This window comes from Eggerthella sinensis (assembly GCF_003339815.1).
Lineage (GTDB): Bacteria > Actinomycetota > Coriobacteriia > Coriobacteriales > Eggerthellaceae > Eggerthella > Eggerthella sinensis.
In genome coordinates this window covers 1-19,410 of the sequence record NZ_PPTT01000011.1, presented here as the reverse complement: position 1 = coordinate 19,410, position 19,410 = coordinate 1, and the positions used below count along the sequence as shown (strand labels likewise).

Sequence of the window (19,410 nt, the reverse complement as noted above, 5' to 3'; positions counted from 1 at the left end):
GCTGGGTACTACTTCCTCTAATCGCTTTGCGATTTCCTCGTCAACGCACGTCTCGCGCGTCGTCGCAACGTGCAGTTGCCCTTTTCTCGGCTTGATTCCATCTGGAATAGGTGGCGCAACCGTACGCGCTCCCCCTATGCTGAGCCTGTCAAACCCATCGAATCAAGGAGTTTTCCATGACTGCATCGACCGCGCCTCTGAGCGCAGCCGGTCGCGAGCTGCCGAAGCGCTGGCTCGCCATCATCGCCACCATCTGGGCCGGCCAAGCCGTGTCCATGATCACCAGCTATGCCGCGGGATACGCCGTGGTGTGGTACATCACCGAAACAACCGGCAGCGCCATCATGCTGGCCGCCGCTGCCATCTGCGCCTACTTGCCGCAGGGGTTGCTGTCGCCCTTCGGCGGCGTCATCGCCGACAAGTACAACCGCAAAACCGTCATGATCATCGCCGACCTGTCCGTGGGCATCGTCTCGCTCGGTCTGGGCGTGGTCATCCTGTTCGGGCAGGTTTCGTTTCCCCTGCTCATGATCCTCGTGATCGTGCGCAGCATCGGCCAGGCGTTCCACGGCCCCGCCATGATGGCGGCCATGCCGCAGCTCGTGCCCGAGAAGCATCTGCTGCGCATCAACACGCTCGACCAGCTGCTCATGTCGGTGGCGTCCATCGGCGCGCCGGCGTTCGGCATCTTCCTGTACACCACCATCGGGTTCCACTCGGTCATGTTCCTCGACTTCGCCGGCGCGCTCGTGGCCGTGGCGGGCCTCGCTTTGGCGAAAATTCCCTCCACCGCCGACGAGACCACCGAGAATCAGCACGTGCTGGCGAACCTGCGCGATGGATGGAAGGCGCTCTCGTCGAACCGCGGGCTCGTCATCCTCATCGTGGGCATCACCATCGGCATGATGGCGTTCGCCCCGCTCGGCGCCATCTTCCCGCTCATGACCTTCGACCATTTCGGCGGCGACGGATACATGGCCTCCATCGTGGAAGCCGCGTTCGGAGCGGGCATGATCGTGGGTTCGGTCATCCTCATGGCGTGGGGCGGCGGCAAGCGCCTGGCCGGGCTCATCGCCGTGGCGTCCCTCATCGTGGGCATCACGACCTCGGCCTGCGGGTTCCTCACGCCCGAGATGTTCGGCGCGTTCGTGGTGCTGTGCGCCGTCATGGCCGTGGCCTGCGCCTGGTTCAACGGGCCGCTCATCACGCTCATTCAGCGCAACGTGCCCGAAGAGAAGACGGGCCGCGCGCTCGGCCTGGCCATGGCGGCCATGGGACTGGCCTCCCCCATCGGCATCGCCATCGGCGGCGTGGCCGCCGAAGCCATGGGCGTGGCCGCGTTCTTCGTGGTGGACGGCCTCGTGTGCATCGTGCTGGGCGCCACCATCTACCTCGTCAAGAGCGTCCGCGCCCTCGACCACGCCACCCCCGCCGAAGCGCCCGCGGAGGACTAGGGCTTATGCGGGCGGCGGTTCCAACCGCTGCACCGTGCCGAAGCGGCGCATCCCCGTAGCGGGATGCGCCGCTTTTTTGCGCCCCGGCCGCGGCCGCGCTATTCGGGGGCGCTTGCGGTTTTGGCGGGCTGGACGGTTGCGGCTTTCGCGGCGGCCGACGCCGTGCCGCTCGCGCGGGAGGTGCGGGATGCGGTAGCGGGCTCGGCCGTCAGCTCAACCTCGTCGTCCTCGATGGTGTCCTTGAGGGGATTCTCCTTCAGGAACAGCAGCAGCACGGCTCCCACCAGCAAGAACGGCGCGAGGTACAGGAAGATGGGCACGAGCGCGTCGTGGTAGGCGTTCTGCACGAGCAGCTGGATATCGGTGGGCAGCTGCGCCACGATGGCCGGCGTGATGGAGTTCGCGCTGAGACCGGTGCTGGCGAGCGCCTCCCCCGCACCCGCCAGCTGGTCGGCAAGACGCGACGTGAACAGGGCGCCGATAACCGACGAACCAAGCGTCGCGCCCACCTCGCGGATGTAGTTGTTCGATGACGTGGCCGTGCCCACCATGGCGTGCGGGAATTCGTTCTGCACGATGAGCACGAGGATTTGCTGGCCCAAGCCCATGCCGAAGCCCAGGATGAACAGGTACACGAACATCATGATGGTGCTGGTTTCCACCGCGATGGTGGACATGAGCACGAGCGCGACCGCCGCCACGAGGCAGCTTGCCACGGGCATCCACTTGTAGCGGCCCGTCTTCGAGGCCAAAAAGCCCGACACCGTCGACATGATCATCATGCCCACCATGGTGGGCAGCATCATGTAGCCCGATTCGGTGGCCGACGCGCCGTTCACGATTTGCATGTACGTGGGCAGATACGAGATGGTTCCCATCATAGCCACCATGATGAGCAGGCCCGCGAGCGACGCAACGATGAAGTTCCTGTTCTTGAACAGCGACAGCGGCATGATGGGCTCTTGCGCATGACGCTCCGCCACCACGAACAGCACGAAACACACCACGCAGGCCACGCCGAGCGCGATCGCCTCGAACGAACCCCAGCCCGCGCTGCCGCCGCCTACGGTGGTGAACAGCACAAGGCACACCGTGCCGCCGATGAGCAGCGCTGTGCCCAGGATGTCCAACTTGAAAGATTGTGCGCTACGCTTCGCCTTCGGCAGGAACGCGGTGGCCAACGCGATGGCCACGATGGCGATGGGCACGTTGAACCAGAAGATGTAGCGCCACCCCGCAACCTCGGTGAACCACCCGCCCAGCAGCGGGCCCACAATCATGGAGACGGCGAACACGGCGCCCATGACGCCCATGTACTTGCCGCGCTGACGCACCGGCACCACGTCGGCGATGATGGCCTGCGACAGGATCATCAGCCCGCCGCCGCCCAAGCCCTGCACGGCGCGTCCGGCGATGAGCGTGAACATGCTGTCGCCGATGCCGCAGATGAGCGAGCCCACCGTGAACAGCGCCAACGCTGCGATGAACAACGGCTTGCGGCCGATGAGGTCGCCCAGCTTGCCGTAGATGGGCATCATGCAGGTGGATGCCAGCACGTAGGCCGTGGTCACCCACAGCATATGGTCGACGCCCCCGAGTTCGCCCACGATGGTGGGCAGGGCGGTGGACACGATGGTCTGATCGAGCGAACTTACAAACATGGCAAGCATGAGCCCGGCGAACACGGCGATGAGCGCACGCTTGTTGATTCCTTCCTGGTGTTCCGGCGCCGCAGCGGCGCCCGCTCCTTCACGAACGGTGGTGGTCACGTTTTTCCTCTTTTCGTCGCTTGTCTATTACTCGACTATCGTCTACTATTTGACTACCGACGACAAGCGACGATCAAGTCGAAGCGTCGCTTACGCGACGACTCCGCAGAAATCGTCAAGTAAAGGATGGAGAAATGGCGAACACCGACCTGCGCTACCGCCGCACCGAGCGCTTCCTCCTCGAAGCGTTCGGCGAGGCGCTTGAGAAGCGCGCCCTCGACAAGATCACCGTCACCTCGCTCGCTGCGGCGGCCGACATCAACAAAGCGACGTTCTACCTGCACTATCGGGATATCTACGACCTTGCCGAAGCGTATGCCCACGCCATCGCCGAGGAGCGCGTGGCCGCCATGGACTACCTCGAGCACTACTTCGACGACCCCAAGCAATTCGCCGCCTACCTTGTAGGGGATTTCGAAGCCAACAAGCAAGAAGCGATGCTTCTTGGCAAGAACGGGCTTATGCACTATTACTTGGAGGCATTCACCGATGCCATCCATGCGCGCTTGCACGAACTCCGATCCGTTCCCGATGACAAACGCAGCTCCATGATGACCACGTTTGTGCTGAGCGGAGTTCTGAGCCTGCTACCACGCTATGGCGACGACTTGACCACCGTGATCGAGGTGGCCGGAGAGGCGATGGCCGCCATCGACGAATACGGGCGCGCGCATTTCGGGGAGCAGACGAACGGGGGCCCCGCACCGCAACGAGCCGTTGCGGCAAAGTGCCAACCAGAATAGGTGGCATCTCCGCCCCCGCAACCCCAGGATAGAGGCATCCCCGATCAAGGAGCCTCCCCATGCGAAAAGAATTCACGCCCGAGTACGTGCCGGCCCAAGGCATCGTGCACTACCTGCTGCACGGCCCCGAGCATCGCGACGCGCCTATCCTGCTCTACCTGCACGGCGGCCCCGGATTCCCCGAGCATTTCCACGCGCTGCAGCTCGAGCGCGCGTGGAACGGCCTGTTCACGCAAGTGCACTGGGATCAGCGCGGGGCGGGCATGACGCTGGCCTGCAACGACCGCACCGCAACGCCCCAGTCCATCGACCAGATGACGGACGATCTGCACAGCATCGTCGAACACCTCAAGCGCCGTTACGAAACGCCGCGCATCGTCATCCTGGGGCATTCATGGGGCAGTATACTGGGAAGCCTGTACGCGTTGCGGCATCCCGAAAACGTGGCCGCATACGTGGGCAGCGGACAGGCGGTATCCATGCGCGCGAACGAGCGCGAGGGGTTCATGCTGGCGCTGCGCCAGGCGCAGGCCGCGCACGATGCCAAAAGCGTCGCGGCACTCGAGCAGTTGGGCGACTACCCGCCCGCCGACTTCGACGCGCTGATGAGCGCGCTGCCCACCGTACGCAAGGTGCAGGAGAAGTACGAGCAGGGCGCGGGCGGCCTGGCCATCGCGCTGAGCGTGCTTGCCGACGGGATGTTCAACCTGCGCGACATCCCCAGCCTCGTGCGCGCGTCGAAGACCAATCGACCGCTGCTGCGCGAGCTTGTCGACTTCAACCTGCGCGCCTATCCCGCCCGCTACGCCTGCCCCGTGCACTACATCCTCGGTCAGGACGACACCACCACGCCCACCGCGCTGGCCGGCGCCTACTTCGACGAGATCGCGTCGCTGCGCAAGGGCATGACCATCATCCCCGACGCCGCGCACAGCCCCATGTTCGAGCAGCCGGAAGCCTTCGCGAAGGCGCTCGAAGTCGTGCGCGCCGGCCTGTAGCCGCGCAGGGGCGCGAAGCGCGACCGGCGCTCCACCCCGTGCGCGCTTCGCGCCCGCGCCCTACGACCGGCGGGCGCTGCCGTAGGCGGCGTTCTTGCGGTTGCCGTACGCGCTGCCCTTGCGAGCGTTCTTCTTGAGATCCTTCAGCACGTCGTCCTCGCTGCCGCCTTCCACCTGCACGCGCAGCTTGACCACCTGGTCGCGCAAGCGGGCGGCTTCCTCGAAGTCCATGCTCTTCGACGCGGACGCCATGTCGTCCTCCATCGAGGCGATGATGCGCAGCACCTCTTCGCGCGACAGCTCGGCCAGCTCCTTGTTCACCTGCTCGGCCGTGGTGGTGCCCATCTCATCGGTGACGTAGCTCATGATGTCGTTGATGGCCTTGCGGATGGTCTGCGGCTCGATGCCGTGCTCCTTGTTGTACTGCATCTGGATCTCGCGGCGGCGCTTCGTCTCGTCGATGGCGAGCGCCATAGAGTCCGTGATCTTGTCGGCGTACATGATCACCTGGCCCGACACGTTACGGGCCGCACGGCCGATGGTCTGGATGAGCGAGCGGTGGTTGCGCAGGAAGCCCTCCTTGTCGGCATCGAGGATGGCCACGAGCGACACCTCCGGCAGGTCGAGGCCCTCCCGCAGCAGGTTGATGCCCACGAGCACATCGAACTCGCCGCGGCGCAGGTCGCGCAGGATTTCCACACGCTCAAGCGTGGCGATGTCGGAGTGCATGTAGCGCGCTTTCACGCCCTGGTCGAGCAGGTGGTCGGTGAGGTCTTCGGCCATCTTCTTCGTGAGCGTGGTGATGAGCACGCGCTCGTTGCGCGCGGCGCGCTCCTTCGACTCGTCGATGATGTCGTCGATCTGCGAGGCCGACCCGCGCACGATGATCTCGGGGTCGAGCAGGCCGGTCGGACGAATGATCTGCTCAACCTGCTGCTGCGACACCTTCTGCTCGTAGTCGCCCGGCGTGGCCGACACGTACACGAACTGCGGGATGCGGTCCTCGAACTCGTCGAAGCGCAGCGGGCGGTTGTCCAAGCAGCTGGGCAGGCGGAACCCGTGCTCGGCGAGCGTGATCTTGCGCGAACGGTCGCCCTCGTGCATGCCGCGGATCTGCGGCACCGTCACATGACTCTCGTCGATGATGCAGAAGAAGTCCTTCGGGAAGTAGTCGATGAGCGTGTAGGGCGGCTCGCCCGGCTCGCGCCCGTCCATGTGACGCGAGTAGTTCTCGATGCCCGAGCAGAAGTTCATCGTCTCGATCATTTCCAGATCGTAGTTTACGCGCATCTCGAGGCGCTGCGCCTCGAGCAGCTTGCCCTCCTCCTTGAACTGCTGCAGGCGTTCGCGCAGCTCGTCGCGGATGGTTCCCAGTGCGCGGTCCATCTTCGGGCGCGCCGTCACGTAGTGCGAAGCCGGCCAGATAGGCAGCGCCTCGAACTCGTTGAGCACCTCGCCCGTCACGTTGTCGATCTCGGTGATGGACTCGATCTCGTCGCCCCAGAACTCAAGCCGAATAGGGTTGTCGGCATAGGGAGGGAAGACGTCGAGCGCGTCGCCGCGCACGCGGAACGTGCCGCGCTTCTGCTCGTAGTCGTTGCGGTCGTACTGGATGTCGATGAGCTCGTGGATGACCTGGTCGCGATCCATTTCCTTCTGCTTGTCCACGAACACGGCCATACCGGCGTAATCCATCGGCGAGCCGATGCCGTAAATGCACGACACCGATGCCACCACGATGCAGTCGCGCCGTGACAGCAACGCCGACGTGGCCGCATGGCGCAGCTTCTCCACTTCCTCGTTGATGGACGCGTCCTTCTCGATGAACGTGTCGGACGAGGGCACGTAGGCTTCCGGCTGGTAGTAGTCGTAGTACGACACGAAGTACACGACGGAATTGTCGGGGAAGAACTCTTTGAGCTCGCTGGCAAGCTGCGCTGCAAGCGTCTTGTTCGGCGCCATGACCAGCGTGGGCTTCTGCACCGCCTCGATGGTTTTCGCCATGGTGAACGTCTTTCCCGAGCCTGTGACGCCCAACAGCGTCTGATAGCGCAAGCCCTCTTCAATGCCTTGGGTCAGCTTCTCGATGGCCTGAGGCTGGTCGCCGGACGGCTCGAAGGGCGACACCAGCTTGAACGGCGTGTCCGCAAGCCGCACCTCGGGCAGTTTGCCCTCCATTTCGATGCCGTCGATATTAGAAAGATGCGCCATACTGCTCCTCCCGCAAACGTAGGAGAATCAGTGTAGCACAGCCCAATCAATATGAACATATGTTCGTAAAGAAACGGTAACGAAGCGCACATTTCCCTCCAAACCACCACCAGCTCGCGCCGGTCGGCCGCGAAACGCTCCTTCGCCAATTTCCTGCACGTTCGGTGCGCAGTGGTATACTCTGTCGCCGTTGTCGCCCGATGGAAACGAAGGATCGAACGTGAGCACCGTGATGAAATACCTGCCCGGATTGGCCGTCTGCCTGGCCATCGCCCTGCCCTGCTGGTTCATCGGACAGGCGTTCCCCCTGGTGGGAGGCCCGGTATTCGCCATCTTGGCAGGTATGGCCATTGCGGCGTTCTGGAAGCAACCCACGCGCGGATGCACCCAGCCAGGCATCGCGTTCACCGGTAAGAAGGTGCTGCAGGCCGCCGTCGTGCTGTTGGGATTCGGTCTGAACCTCGCGCAGATCGCCGAGGTGGGGCTCATGTCGCTGCCCATCATCCTGTCCACCATCGCCACCGCGCTCATCGTGGCGTTCGTGCTGCACAAGGTGCTGCACATGCCGTCGGAAATCTCCACGCTCATCGGCGTGGGCTCGTCCATCTGCGGCGGCTCGGCCATCGCGGCCACCGCGCCCGTCATCAAGGCGCACGACAAGGACGTGGCTCAGGCCATCTCGGTCATCTTCCTGTTCAACGTGCTGGCCGCGCTCATCTTTCCCTCGCTCGGCAGCGCGCTCGGCCTGTCCAACGAGGGCTTCGGCCTGTTCGCCGGCACGGCCGTGAACGACACGTCGTCGGTCACGGCCGCCGCGGCCGCCTGGGACGGCATGCACCCCGGCTCGAACGCGCTCGACCAGGCCACCATCGTGAAGCTCACGCGCACCCTGGCCATCATCCCCATCACGCTCGTGCTGGGCATCCTGGTGGCCCGCCGCGACAGCCACGACCCCGCCGCACTCGAGGCGCAGCAGCGCAGCGTGGTGAGGCCCGCCGGCCCCCTCGGGGGCTTTAGCCTGCGCCGTGCGCTGCCCGTGTTCATCCTGTTGTTCATCGCAGCGTCCATCGTCACCACCATCGCCATGGCGGCCGGTGCCGATGCCGCCGTGTTCGACCCGCTCAAAACCCTGTCGAAGTTCTTCATCGTCATGGCCATGGCCGCCATCGGCCTCAACACCGACATCGTGCACCTCGTGAAGTCGGGCGGCAAGCCCATCCTCATGGGCCTCTGCTGCTGGGTGGCCATCGCCGCCGTCAGCCTCGCCATGCAGCACCTGCTGGGCCTGTGGTAAACAAAAAGCCCCGGCATTGCCGGGGCTTTTTCGTTGCGCAAGCGCGACTTACAGGTCCTTGGAATACTCGCCCCACCAGGCGAGCACTTTGTTGTGCATCTCTTCGGGGGTGCCGTCGTTGTTGAACACGACGTCGGCGGCCTCGATGCGGTCCGCGTCGGTGATCTGCTGCGCGATGCGGCGACGCACGTCCGTCTCGTCCCAACCGCTCTTCACCGCGCGCTCGATGCGCATATCGATGGGCGCGAGCACGGCAATCACCACGTCGGCGTCGTAGGCGAGCGACGTCTGGCGGTTCTTGAACACCGAGTACTCCACCACGACGGCCTTGTTGCCCGCACGCTCGAGCTCGGCCACGCGGTCGGTGAACGCCTCCTCGATGCGCGGCAGCGTGATGCGGTTGAGCTTGCGCGTCTCCGCGGGACTCACGAACGCCTTTGCCGCCAGGGCCGGACGCTCGATTTCGCCGTCGGCACCCAAAATGTCCTCGCCGAACGTCTCGACGAGTTCGGCCTTCACCGTGTCCCACTTGAGAACGTCGTGACCGACCTGGTCAAGATCGATGTTCGGCAAGCCCTGATCGACGAGCGCCTTGCGGGCAGTCGACTTGCCGGCTCCCATGCCGCCGATGATGAACAGCTTCTTCATGCTTGCACTACCTCCTCAATCATGCCGCCTCCCAATACGGTATCGCCGTCGTAGAGGACGGCGTATTGGCCCGGCGCCGTGGTTGGCTGCGGACTCCTCAGCGCGATGCGAACACGCTGGTTGTCTTCCGGCTCTATGATACACGCACAGGGACGGCTTCGGTAGCGCAGTTTCACCATCGCGCCGTACGGCTCGCCGAGCGACGCGAACGCCTGCCAGTTCATCACGCCCACCACCACGGCGTCGATGAGCGCGTCCTGCGCGAATCCCACCACGAGCTCGCCCGTCGCAGGGCGCTTCTCCACCACATAATAAGGTTCGGGCCCCGCCACGCCGATGCCCTTGCGCTGCCCCACCGTGTAGTTCGCCAGACCCTCGTGCCGCCCGAGCACCGCGCCCGCGCCGTCCACGATGGGGCCCGGCTCGTCCTGCACGCCGTGCGCGTGGAGAAACGGCCGATAGTCGCCGTCGATGAAGCAGTTGTCCTGGCTTTCCGCCTTCTCGGCCACCGCGAGCCCCAGGTCGGCGGCGATGATGCGCACCTCGGCCTTCGTCATGGCGCCAAGCGGCAGCACGAGGCGCGCCAGCTGCTCCTGCGACAGCAGCGACAGCATGTAGCTTTGGTCTTTGCGCGCGTCGAGGGCCGTCAACACTCCGAAGCGACCCGTGTCGGACAGCCGCGCGATACGCGCGTAATGCCCGGTGGCAACGCGGTCACAGCCCTGTTCGTCCGCCACGGCCAGCAGCGTGGGAACCTTGCAGCGCGCGTTGCAGCCCACGCACGGGCTGGGCGTGAAGCCCGCGGCGTACGAGGCAACGAACGGCTCCACCACGCACTCCTCGAACGTCTCCTCGCATCCGGCGACCACGTGCGGAATGCCCAGCTGCGCGCACACGGCCGCAGCATCGGCCACCGCCTGCTCGGTGGCGGCGTTGTCGCGGAAACGACAGGTGACGCCCACCACCTCGTATCCGGCGCGTTGCAGCAGCGCCGCCGACACCGCGCTGTCCACCCCGCCGCTCATGCCGAGCGCAATGCGCCCAACCGCTTCCGCTCCTTCGTTCGCCACGCTTCCATCCTTTCCGCTCGTCTGTTCGCCCCCAGTATAGCGAACGCGGCCGACGCGACGGCAAGGCGCGGCGGCTTCCTTGAAATATGCGCGCAGGCATCCGTTTCAACATTTGATGGAAAGAGGGGCTCGCGTCACCTGTTACCGCTGTCGAGGGGGTAGAGTGTGCGAACATTGCTATACTGGCAACTTGCGCCTTCGGGGCGCTTGAGGGACATCAAAGCAGGAGGGGTCGCACCACACATGTCGGGAACGAAATCACGCTACATTCCCGCGCTTGACGGACTGCGCGCGTTCGCCGTGCTCGCCGTCATCGCATATCACCTGGGCATGCAGTGGGCTCCCGGCGGCCTGCTGGGCGTCACCGTGTTCTTCGTGCTGTCGGGCTACCTCATCACCAGTCTGCTGCTCATCGAATGGGACAACACGAGCACCATCAACCTGCCCCAATTCTGGCTGCGGCGCGTGCGGCGCCTCATGCCCGCCATCATCTTGGTTATCGTGTGCACGGCCGCGCTGTGCACCCTGCTCGACCACAGCCTGCTCACGAAGCTGCGCGAGGACATGTGGGCCGCACTGCTATGGGTGACGAACTGGTGGTACATCCTGCACGACGTGTCGTACTTCGACGCGCTCGGCGCGCCGTCGCCGCTCACGCACTTCTGGTCGCTCGCCATCGAGGAGCAGTTCTACCTCATCTGGCCCGTCGTGCTGCTCATCGCCCACAAGGCGGGCGTGAAGCGCACCACCATGCGCAACGCCACCCTCGTGGTTGCCCTGCTGTCGGCGCTCGAGATGGCGCTGCTCTACAACCCGCTCGACGACCCGAGCCGCGTGTACTACGGCACCGACACGCGCGCGTTCTCGCTGCTCATCGGCGCATGGCTGGCGTTCGTCTGGCCCTCGCACATGCTGGGCGCCCAAAAGAGCGTGCACCTCACGAAGCAGGTGCGCTCCATCCTCGACGGCGTGGGCCTCGTCGCGCTCCTCGCGTTGCTCGGCCTCATCGTGTTCGTGGACGGGTTCGCGCCGTTCCTCTACCGCGGCGGCATCCTGCTCGCCTCCATCCTCACGGCCATCGTCATCGCTGTCATGGTGCACCCCGCCAGCTTGCTCGGGCGCATCGCAGGGGCGAAGCCGCTCGTGTGGGTGGGTCTGCGCTCGTACGGCATCTACCTGTGGCACTTCCCCCTGCTGCTGCTCATGAACCCGCGCAACTTCACGGGCGAGACGCCCTGGTGGATGTACCTCGTGCAGGTGGCCGTCGTGTTCGCCTGCGCCGCGTTCTCGTACCGCTTCGTGGAGAATCCTCTGCGCAAGGGCGCGCTCGGCACGTTCGTGAAGGGCGTGAAGAACAAGGAAATCGACGTGCCCGACTGGCTCAAGCACCATGCGGTGGGCGTCGTGGCGGGTTCCGCCGTGGTTATCGTGGCCGTGGGCGGCCTCATCGCCGTGCCGGCAACCGCGGCCATCGGCGGTGCCGACCTCCTCAAAGAGCAGGGGCCGCAAACGTCGCAGCCTACGGAGCCGCCTATCAACGACACGCCGGGAGCCGAAGCCGAGAAGCCGAAACTCGACGTGCTCATGATTGGCGACTCCGTATCGGTGCGCACCATCCCGAACTTCGAGGAGACCTTCCCGTACGGCATGATCGACGCCGCGGTGAACCGGCAGCTCTACATGGGCCGCGAGGTGTACGACTTCTACAACGATCAGGACGTCGTGGGCGGCATCGTGGTGTACGCGCTCGGCACGAACGGTCCCGTGGACGACGCGACGCTCGACGACCTCGTTGCCGCGGCCGGCCCCGACCGGCAGGTGTTCTTCGTCAATACGCGCAGCCCGCAGTCGTGGGTCGAAGGCACGAACGCCTCGCTTGCCGCCGCAGCCGAGCGCTTCGACAACGTGCACCTCATCGACTGGAACGGCGCGAGCGCCGGCCACGACGAGTACTTCGACGGCGACGGCACGCACCTCACCGAAGAGGGCGCGCAGGTGTACATCGACCTCGTGTACGGCGCGGTGGAAGCGCTGCTGCCCTCGCACGAGGAGAACGCCGAAGCGGCCGTGGTGAAGTCGCCGCTCGAGCTGGCCACCGACGGGGCGCAGGATGCGACCGAGCAAGCCGTGCGCGCCATCGCGCGCTCGGCCGCCGCCTCGCTCGCGCCCGAGCAGACCGCCTCCTAGGACGTCCGAGGGCGTACGGCTCCGGCATAAAGTTCCTCGTCCTGGCCATATTGGTCGAAAACCTCCTCGCCAGACCTTCCCACTGCGAAACTGGCTCGTTACAATGCGAACGTGGTATTGCAGTTCCGCAGTATCGCGCTACAGCAAACGAGAAGGGGGTTGATCAAGGGTGGACAAATTCTTCAAGATCTCAGCGCGCGGGAGCACCGTGCCCACTGAGATCATCGGCGGCCTGACCACGTTCTTGGCCATGTCGTACATCATCGCGGTGAACCCGGCGATGATGCAGGCGGCGGGCATGCCGTTCAACGCAGCGCTCACGGCTACCTGCGTCGGCGCAGCCATCATGACGATCGCGATGGGCGTGTTTGCGAACCGGCCCATCGCGCTCGCATCAGGAATGGGCATCAACGCCGTCGTGGCCTACTCGCTGTGCCTCGGTTTGGGCGTGGATTGGCGCGTGGCCATGGGCGTCATCTTCCTCGAGGGCATCGTCATCCTGCTGCTGGTGCTGTGCGGCCTGCGCAAGGCGGTCATGGATGCCATCCCCGTCGCTCTCCGGCGCGCCATCGGCATCGGCATCGGCCTGTTCATCGCGTTCATCGGCCTCAAGGGCGGCGGCTTCATCGCGGCCGACGAGTCCACGCTCATCGCGCTCGGCGACCTGACGAGCCCCGCCGCCATCGTCGCGGCTATCTCCATCGTCATCGCGGTGGTGCTGACGGCGCTCAACTTCAAGGGCGGCCTGCTCATCTCCATCGTGGCGGCCACCATCGTGGGCATCCCGCTTGGCGTGACGCCCGCCATCACCGACTTCAGCTTCGCGCCGGACTTCTCGGCCTTCGCCGCCCCGTTCCAGATGACGCCCGACGGCGCGCTGGCCATCGCGGAAGTGCTCGTGCAGCCCGTGCTGCTGCTGTTCGTGTTCAGCCTGCTCATGAGCGACTTCTTCGACACCATGGGCACCGTGGTGGCCGTGGGCAGCCGTGCCGACTTCGTGGACGAGAAGGGCGACGTCGAAGACGTGCAGCCCATCCTCATCGTGGACTCCGCCGCCGCGGCGTTCGGCGGCTTCGTGGGCGCAAGCTCCATCACGTCGTTCGTGGAATCGGTTTCGGGTGCCGCCGCCGGCGCGCGCACGGGCCTGTCGAACATCGTCATCGGCATCGCGTTCATCGTCTGCGCGTTTCTGGCGCCCGTCATCGGCATGGTGACGAGCTCGGCCACCTGCGGCGCGCTCGTCGTGGTGGGCTACCTCATGATGACGGAAATCGGCGCCATCGACTGGAGCGACATCACGTCGGCCTTCCCCGCGTTCATGACCATCGCGGGCATTCCCATGACGTACTCCATCGCGAACGGCATCGGCCTCGGCTTCATCTCCTACTGCATCATCAAGGCCGTGAAGGGCGAGGCGCGCGACGTGAAGCCGCTCATGTGGGTGGCCTCCCTCGCCTTCCTCGCGTCGTTCATCTTCTCGTAGCGCATCGAGCGCATGCAGCGCATGGCACGAAAAAAGGGGCCGGTCACATGACCGGCCCCTTTCAGTATCGCCTGATGCGGGAGGTTATTCCGCAGCCTCTTCGGTCGCGGCTTCTTCAGCGACCTCGGCGGCAGCCTCGGGCTTGTCGGCCTTCTTCTTGGCCGGCTTCTCCTCAACCTGGATGGACTCGTCCACTTCGATCTCGAAGCCCAGGTCGGCCGCAGCGGCCTTCATGGACAGGGAGATACGACGACGCTCGGGGTTGATCTCCATGACCTTCACCTTCACCTCGTCGCCGGCCTTGACGACCTGAGCCGGGGTGTCGATGTGGCGCATGGCCATCTCGGAGATGTGCACGAGACCCTCGATGGACTGGCCGAGCTCGATGAACGCGCCGAACGGCACGATCTTCGTCACCTTGCCGTCGACGATGGTGCCCACCGGGTAGCTCTCGACGAGCTTGACCCACGGATCTTCCGTCGTCTGCTTGAGGCCGAGCGAGATGCGCTCGCGCTGCAGATCGACATCCAGAACCTCGACCTCGACCTCGTCGCCCACCTTGACGACCTCGGACGGATGGTTGACGTGGTTCCAGGAGAGCTCGGAGATGTGCACGAGGCCGTCGATGCCGCCGAGGTCGACGAAGGCGCCGAAGTCGACGATCGAGGAAACCGTGCCCTTGAGGCGCATGCCCTTCGACAGCTTCGCGAGGATCTCGGCACGCTCGTTCTTGCGGCCTTCCTCAAGCAGCACGCGACGGGACAGCACGACGTTGTTGCGGTTGCGGTCCATCTCGATGACGCGGGCTTCGATCTCGGTGCCCAGGTACATGTCGAGGTCCTTGACGCGACGGAGGTCGACCAGCGACGCCGGCAGGAAGCCGCGCAGGCCGATGTCGAGGATGAGGCCGCCCTTGACCACTTCGATAACCTCGCCCGTGACCACTTCGCCAGCCTTGAACTTCTCTTCGACGCGAATCCAGGCACGCTCGTACTCGGCACGCTTCTTGGAGAGGATCAGACGACCGTCCTTGTCTTCCTTCTGCAGCACGAGGGCTTCGATCTTCTCGCCCAGGCTCACGATATCGGAAGGATCGGCATCCTTGCGGATGGACAGCTCGCGGGAGGGGATAACACCCTCGCTCTTGAAGCCGATGTCAACGAGCACTTCGTCGTGCTCGATCTTGACGACCGTGCCGTCGACCAGATCGCCCTCGTCGAACTCGGTCAGCGTGCCGTCGATCATCGCGTTCATCTGCTCATCGGAGATGTCCTCGAAGTCGATGACGGACGTGTTTTTGATTTCGGTCAAAACGGACCCCTTTCAAATTCCTGCCAATCGGGGACCCTTCGTCATGATTACTTGCTACTTCACCATGTTCGCTTGTGCAAGAAACTTGCCCGTGCAGCGGTGTAACAAACATGTCTCGGGGGCCTACATTACGTTGTGCTTACAGCTTGTGCGTTATAAGCCATAGTAGTATAGCACAGGAGACCGTAGGAGCCCGGCTCTTTTTGCCGAACCCCCACGATATTTTCGAGCTCTGCATGAGAGCCGACTCGTAGCACGAAGGTGCCGCAGCAAGCCTACGCCTTCGCTTGGCACTCCGCGCATACGCCTTCGAAGATGATCTCGTGGTGCTCGATGGCGAAGCCGTGCGCGTCGGACACGTGCGACACGATGTCGGCCTGGTACGGCATGTCAACGTCGAACACGCCGCCGCACACGCGGCACTTCGCGTGGTAGTGCGGCTTGTTGAGGAAGTCGTAACGGTCGGCCCCGTTAGGAACCTCCACGCGCAGCACCTCCCCGCGATTCGCGAGCACGCCGAGGTTGCGATACACCGTCGCGCGCGAGATGTTCGGGTGGCGCTCGCGCACCACTTCGTACACGTCGGCCGACGTGGGGTGATTGTGCAGCGACTGCACTGCTTCCAGAACGAGTGCTCGCTGAATGGTGTTGCGCGTCGTCGCGCGCTCTGCGGTTGCGGTTGCCATGATAATCCTGTCGTCAATGCGTCTAACCATACTGTTGATCAATTAGGATTATATATCATTAGTCAAACAATGGGAAGCGACGGAGGGAAAGGGCCGGATACGACGGCGAACGTCCACAACCCCCGCCCGCCCTACGCGCTCGCTCCCGGGCGGAGCGCTACTCGAACACCGCTTTCTGCGGCTGCTCCTCTACGCCCGAGGCGCGCACTTCCACCAGATCGAGGAGCTCTTGTTGGGAGTGAATGCCCAGTTTGCGGTACATGCCGTATACGTGGCTCTTCACGGTTTCCTCGGACAGCACCAGCTCTTCGCTGATGAACCGGCGGTTACGACCCCGCGCCATCATGCCGAGAATCTCGGACTCGCGCGGCGTCAGGCTATTCTCCACGCTGAGCATCTGCGTCACGGCGTCGAGCGTAGTGTCGGTGTTGACGGGGTTCGCCGGACGCGCGATGCCCCAGCCCGTGGTCAGGTTCCGATTGCTCAGCATGAGCAGCGCCGAGAACAACAAGACGAACGACACCACCATCGCCGCCACTTGCAGCGAACCGGTCGAACCGGGCAGCTGCGCCAACCAGCTCGATGCCGAACCGCCCAGAATCTGCCCCGCCATTGCCGCACAGGTAGGCCATGCCACCACCCAGGCGGCCGGCAGCTCGAACGTCTTCGTCAAATACGAGCACACGCCCCACATGAGGAGATGCACGTAGCAGAATCCGATGAGCTGCAGCGATTCGCCCACCACGGGAACTCCGCGAACGCAGGCGACAAGCAACGCGCCGAACGCCATGAGCGGGAACCCCACCTGATACACCAGATGGTTGAAGTCCATCTTCACGAACACCGCGGTCAGCAGCAACAGCAGCGCCGCTAACACGAAGCTCGAGGCGTTGACGAGGATGGTAACCGGATCGCTGCCTTCCATGACGAGGCTGCCCAGCAGCACGCCAAGGGCAAGACCGTGGATGAACGCGGTGATGACCAGCTTGTACGGAAGCCGCAGAGGCGTGTTCATGCCGTGCTCGAACACCGTCTTACGCGGAAGGTCGCGCATCACCCGGTAAAAGCACAGGGCCAGCGGCACCGGGATCAGCACAAACAGCAGCTGGCCTACCACGAGGGGCAGAAACGAGAGCAGGCAGATGGTGAGCGCCGATCCCAACATGGCGACGATGCCCTGGAACAGCACTTCCTGCGGCCCCAGAAATCCGAACACGCGCGCCCATTCCACCAGGAAGCACGCCGTTCCCACACCGACGCCGAGCGACCCCACCGTGTACAGCACATAGTGGATCGGCGTTTGCAGCGACGCCTCGAACCACTGCATCCACACGAAGCAGACGAGCGCGCCGGCCATCATGAGCCCGGCAACGGCCCCCACGTACCATCGCTGACGAAACGCCGACGTGAGCGGTCGAAACCACCGACCGAGCACAGCATAGGCAAGCGCGTACGCCGCCACGGGGCCGATCCACGCAGGATACAGCAATCCGGACGACAGCTCGACCGACGGAAAGAACAGCGGACCCTGAAACGCCAGGTTCACCCACGTCCAATACAGCGTGAGCGCCGTCAGCAGATACGGCCGCGTGACGATGCTCCGCGCGAGTTTTTGCAGGATGCGCATGCGCTCCGATTGCTCGTTGATAACCTGATTCGCTTTCATGAAAGCCTCCCCTCCCCGCTGCATACCCTACCGAAAACCAGAACAAACGTCCTCCCCCGGATCGGGGGAAGTGGACGTTTGAGGGCACTTCACCCACAACTTGGGAAGACTACCACACCCGGCACACCCCACAGTGGGCATCGAACGCAAGCCGCACCGAGCGGCTTGCCCATGCACCGAATACGAAAGGAAGTGGGAACATGTTGGGGAGGAACCACGACATCGCGCTGTCTCGACGCTCGTTTCTGACGGGAATGGCCGGCGTTGGAGCGGTAGCCGCGCTCGGGGGACTGGCCGGCTGCGCCCCGCAGGGAAGCGGAGCGGCGGACAGCGCCGGCACGAGCAAGCAAAGCACGGTCGAAACCACGCCGCCGGAAACCGTCGACGCAACCTACGATACCGATCTGCTCGTGGTGGGCGGCGGCGGAAGCGGGCTGGCATGCGCCGTGCAGGCCGCGCTCGACGACACGAGCCTCATCCTCGTCGAGAAGAACAACCAGCTGGGCGGCAACGCGAGCTTCGTGGAGGGCATGTTCGGCATCGGCTCCAAGCTGGCCGAGGAAAACGGCGTGAGCGTGGTGCCGGCCGACGTCATCGAGAAGGAACTCGAGGACGGCCAGCATCGTCAGAACGGCGCCCTGTGGGCCGCCTTGTGCGCCAAGTCGGCGGAGAACATCGAATGGTGCCTCGATCAGGGCGTATTGTACTCGGGTATCGTCGACGATTACAACGGCACCTGCCTGTATCCGACGTTCCACTGGTTCAAGGGCAACAAGGCCGCCATCGGCTACGTGGAACCCATGACCAAGCGCGTGCAGGATCTCGGCATCGAAACGCATCTTGAGACCGCCGTCAATCAGCTCATCATGAAGGACGGCAAGGTGGCAGGTGCTTACGCTAAGGGGCCCGACGGCGTTATCCAGTACAACGCGAAGGCGGTCGTGTTCGCCACCGGCGGGTTCGGCGGCAATCCCGAGCTCATCGCCCAACAGGGGTGGGACACGACGAACCTGTTCATCGTGGGCTCGGACAAGGCAGCAGGCGACGCTTACCGCATGGCGATGGACGCCGGAGCGCAGGACTTCATGATCGATACCGCCCAGAGCATTCTGTTCAACATCCCAGCCCTTCCCCCTATCGACTTCCACAACGATGCGATGAACCCGATCAACGGCTACTTCGGCATCGCGCACGGCGGCCCCGTGCTGTGGGTCAACGAGCACGCCGATCGCTACACGCGCGAAAACCTCACCGACGACAACCTCGTGCTGCAGTGCATCCCGAGCAAGGCGAACAAAGCCAACTACGCGGTGTTCAACGAGGCGGTTTTCGAGGAGTTCTTCGGCACCACCGACGACGCGCGGGCCACGTTCGAGAATGCGCTGGCCAACGACAAGACGGAAACGCTGTTCAAGGCCGACTCGATTGGCGGCCTGGCCGAGGCAACCGGACTCGACAAAGCAGCGCTCGAAGCTACGGTCGCGCGCTACAACGAGCTGTGCGCCAAGGGCAACGACGACGATTTCGGCAAGAAGGCCGAAATGATGGTGGGGCTCGATCAGGGTCCGTACTACATCGCGCAGCTCGGGTACAGCTTCTTCTTCGAAACCGGCGGCATCGTAACCGACAAGCAGCGCCGCGTTATCAAGGCGGACGGCGAGCCCATCGACGGCCTCTACGCCATCGGCAACGACGGCAACATGCTGTACCGCCACGTGTACACCATCAACATCGGCGGCACCGCCTTCGGCAACCAGGTAAACTCCGGAAGAGAAGCAGCCCAAAACGCAGGCGCATACTTGAAGAGCTAGAGCAAGGACGCTCACCGCGGGCGGGGGGGATGGAACCCGGAGCCCTCCCCTTCGCCCGCGCTTCCACTCCCTCTCCCCA

Annotated in this window: 14 protein-coding genes; 7 read left to right on the top strand and 7 right to left on the bottom strand. The window is 64.2% G+C overall.

What is annotated here, in order from left to right; translation table 11 throughout:
* Positions 1–176: 176 nt before the first annotated feature.
* Positions 177–1,454 (top strand): MFS transporter, encoded by a 1,278-nt coding sequence (locus tag C1876_RS07535; protein WP_114546110.1) that lies wholly within the window; start codon positions 177–179, stop codon positions 1,452–1,454.
* A 98-nt stretch (positions 1,455–1,552) separates the two neighbouring features.
* On the opposite strand, the gene C1876_RS07530 is transcribed toward C1876_RS07535, so the two are convergent.
* Positions 1,553–3,223, bottom strand: a complete 1,671-nt coding sequence (locus tag C1876_RS07530) for an MDR family MFS transporter (RefSeq protein ID WP_114546109.1) — start codon at positions 3,221–3,223, stop codon at positions 1,553–1,555.
* A 134-nt stretch (positions 3,224–3,357) separates the two neighbouring features.
* Here C1876_RS07530 and C1876_RS07525 point away from each other — a divergent pair, with 134 nt between their 5' ends.
* Positions 3,358–3,966 (top strand): TetR/AcrR family transcriptional regulator, encoded by a 609-nt coding sequence (locus tag C1876_RS07525; protein ID WP_114546108.1) that lies wholly within the window; start codon positions 3,358–3,360, stop codon positions 3,964–3,966.
* A gap of 59 nt (positions 3,967–4,025) precedes the next feature.
* The gene (locus tag C1876_RS07520; RefSeq protein ID WP_114546107.1) at positions 4,026–4,964 is read left to right on the top strand and encodes an alpha/beta fold hydrolase; all 939 of its coding nucleotides are present in this window, start codon (positions 4,026–4,028) and stop codon (positions 4,962–4,964) included.
* A 60-nt stretch (positions 4,965–5,024) separates the two neighbouring features.
* Here the strand turns inward: C1876_RS07520 and uvrB are convergent, their stop codons facing one another.
* Positions 5,025–7,175 (bottom strand): excinuclease ABC subunit UvrB, encoded by a 2,151-nt coding sequence (uvrB, locus tag C1876_RS07515; RefSeq protein WP_114546106.1) that lies wholly within the window; start codon positions 7,173–7,175, stop codon positions 5,025–5,027.
* A gap of 220 nt (positions 7,176–7,395) precedes the next feature.
* Between uvrB and C1876_RS07510 the strand changes: the two genes are divergently transcribed.
* On the top strand, positions 7,396–8,469 hold the full coding sequence (locus tag C1876_RS07510) for a YeiH family protein (RefSeq protein ID WP_114546105.1): 1,074 nt from the start codon (positions 7,396–7,398) through the stop codon (positions 8,467–8,469).
* Between the two features lie 48 nt (positions 8,470–8,517).
* Here C1876_RS07510 and coaE read toward each other — a convergent pair whose 3' ends face one another.
* Positions 8,518–9,117, bottom strand: a complete 600-nt coding sequence (coaE, locus tag C1876_RS07505) for a dephospho-CoA kinase (RefSeq protein ID WP_114546104.1) — start codon at positions 9,115–9,117, stop codon at positions 8,518–8,520.
* On the bottom strand, positions 9,114–10,187 hold the full coding sequence (gene mnmA, locus C1876_RS07500; RefSeq protein WP_244910077.1) for a tRNA 2-thiouridine(34) synthase MnmA: 1,074 nt from the start codon (positions 10,185–10,187) through the stop codon (positions 9,114–9,116). The genes coaE and mnmA overlap by 4 nt, the downstream gene beginning before the upstream one ends.
* A gap of 243 nt (positions 10,188–10,430) precedes the next feature.
* On the opposite strand from mnmA, the gene C1876_RS07495 reads away from it, so the two are divergent.
* Both C1876_RS07495 and C1876_RS07490 read left to right on the top strand, forming a co-directional pair.
* A complete protein-coding gene (locus tag C1876_RS07495; RefSeq protein WP_114546103.1) occupies positions 10,431–12,374 on the top strand; it encodes an acyltransferase family protein in 1,944 nt (647 codons plus the stop codon).
* 169 nt (positions 12,375–12,543) lie between these two features.
* Positions 12,544–13,857 (top strand): NCS2 family permease, encoded by a 1,314-nt coding sequence (locus C1876_RS07490; RefSeq protein ID WP_114546102.1) that lies wholly within the window; start codon positions 12,544–12,546, stop codon positions 13,855–13,857.
* Positions 13,858–13,941: 84 nt separating this feature from the next.
* On the opposite strand, the gene rpsA is transcribed toward C1876_RS07490, so the two are convergent.
* The 3 genes from rpsA to C1876_RS07475 form a co-directional block, all read right to left on the bottom strand.
* Entirely contained in the window at positions 13,942–15,168 is a 1,227-nt protein-coding gene (rpsA, locus tag C1876_RS07485; protein WP_114546101.1) for a 30S ribosomal protein S1, read from the bottom strand.
* Positions 15,169–15,443: 275 nt separating this feature from the next.
* On the bottom strand, positions 15,444–15,854 hold the full coding sequence (locus C1876_RS07480; protein ID WP_114546100.1) for a Fur family transcriptional regulator: 411 nt from the start codon (positions 15,852–15,854) through the stop codon (positions 15,444–15,446).
* A gap of 157 nt (positions 15,855–16,011) precedes the next feature.
* Entirely contained in the window at positions 16,012–17,520 is a 1,509-nt protein-coding gene (locus C1876_RS07475) for a response regulator transcription factor (protein WP_114546099.1), read from the bottom strand.
* 200 nt (positions 17,521–17,720) lie between these two features.
* On the opposite strand from C1876_RS07475, the gene C1876_RS07470 reads away from it, so the two are divergent.
* Positions 17,721–19,331, top strand: a complete 1,611-nt coding sequence (locus C1876_RS07470; RefSeq protein WP_114546098.1) for an FAD-dependent oxidoreductase — start codon at positions 17,721–17,723, stop codon at positions 19,329–19,331.
* Positions 19,332–19,410: the final 79 nt, after the last annotated feature.

Excerpts from the sequence above, each read along its gene's own strand:
- C1876_RS07535 (WP_114546110.1), top strand. The coding sequence starts at position 177 with ATGACTGCATCGACCGCGCCTCTGAGCGCAGCCGGTCGCGAGCTGCCG.
- C1876_RS07525 (WP_114546108.1), top strand. The coding sequence starts at position 3,358 with ATGGCGAACACCGACCTGCGCTACCGCCGCACCGAGCGCTTCCTCCTC.
- C1876_RS07520 (WP_114546107.1), top strand. The coding sequence starts at position 4,026 with ATGCGAAAAGAATTCACGCCCGAGTACGTGCCGGCCCAAGGCATCGTG.
- uvrB (WP_114546106.1), bottom strand. The coding sequence starts at position 7,175 with ATGGCGCATCTTTCTAATATCGACGGCATCGAAATGGAGGGCAAACTG.
- coaE (WP_114546104.1), bottom strand. The coding sequence starts at position 9,117 with ATGAAGAAGCTGTTCATCATCGGCGGCATGGGAGCCGGCAAGTCGACT.
- C1876_RS07495 (WP_114546103.1), top strand. The coding sequence starts at position 10,431 with ATGTCGGGAACGAAATCACGCTACATTCCCGCGCTTGACGGACTGCGC.
- C1876_RS07480 (WP_114546100.1), bottom strand. The coding sequence starts at position 15,854 with ATGGCAACCGCAACCGCAGAGCGCGCGACGACGCGCAACACCATTCAG.
- C1876_RS07475 (WP_114546099.1), bottom strand. The coding sequence starts at position 17,520 with ATGAAAGCGAATCAGGTTATCAACGAGCAATCGGAGCGCATGCGCATC.
- C1876_RS07470 (WP_114546098.1), top strand. The coding sequence starts at position 17,721 with ATGTTGGGGAGGAACCACGACATCGCGCTGTCTCGACGCTCGTTTCTG.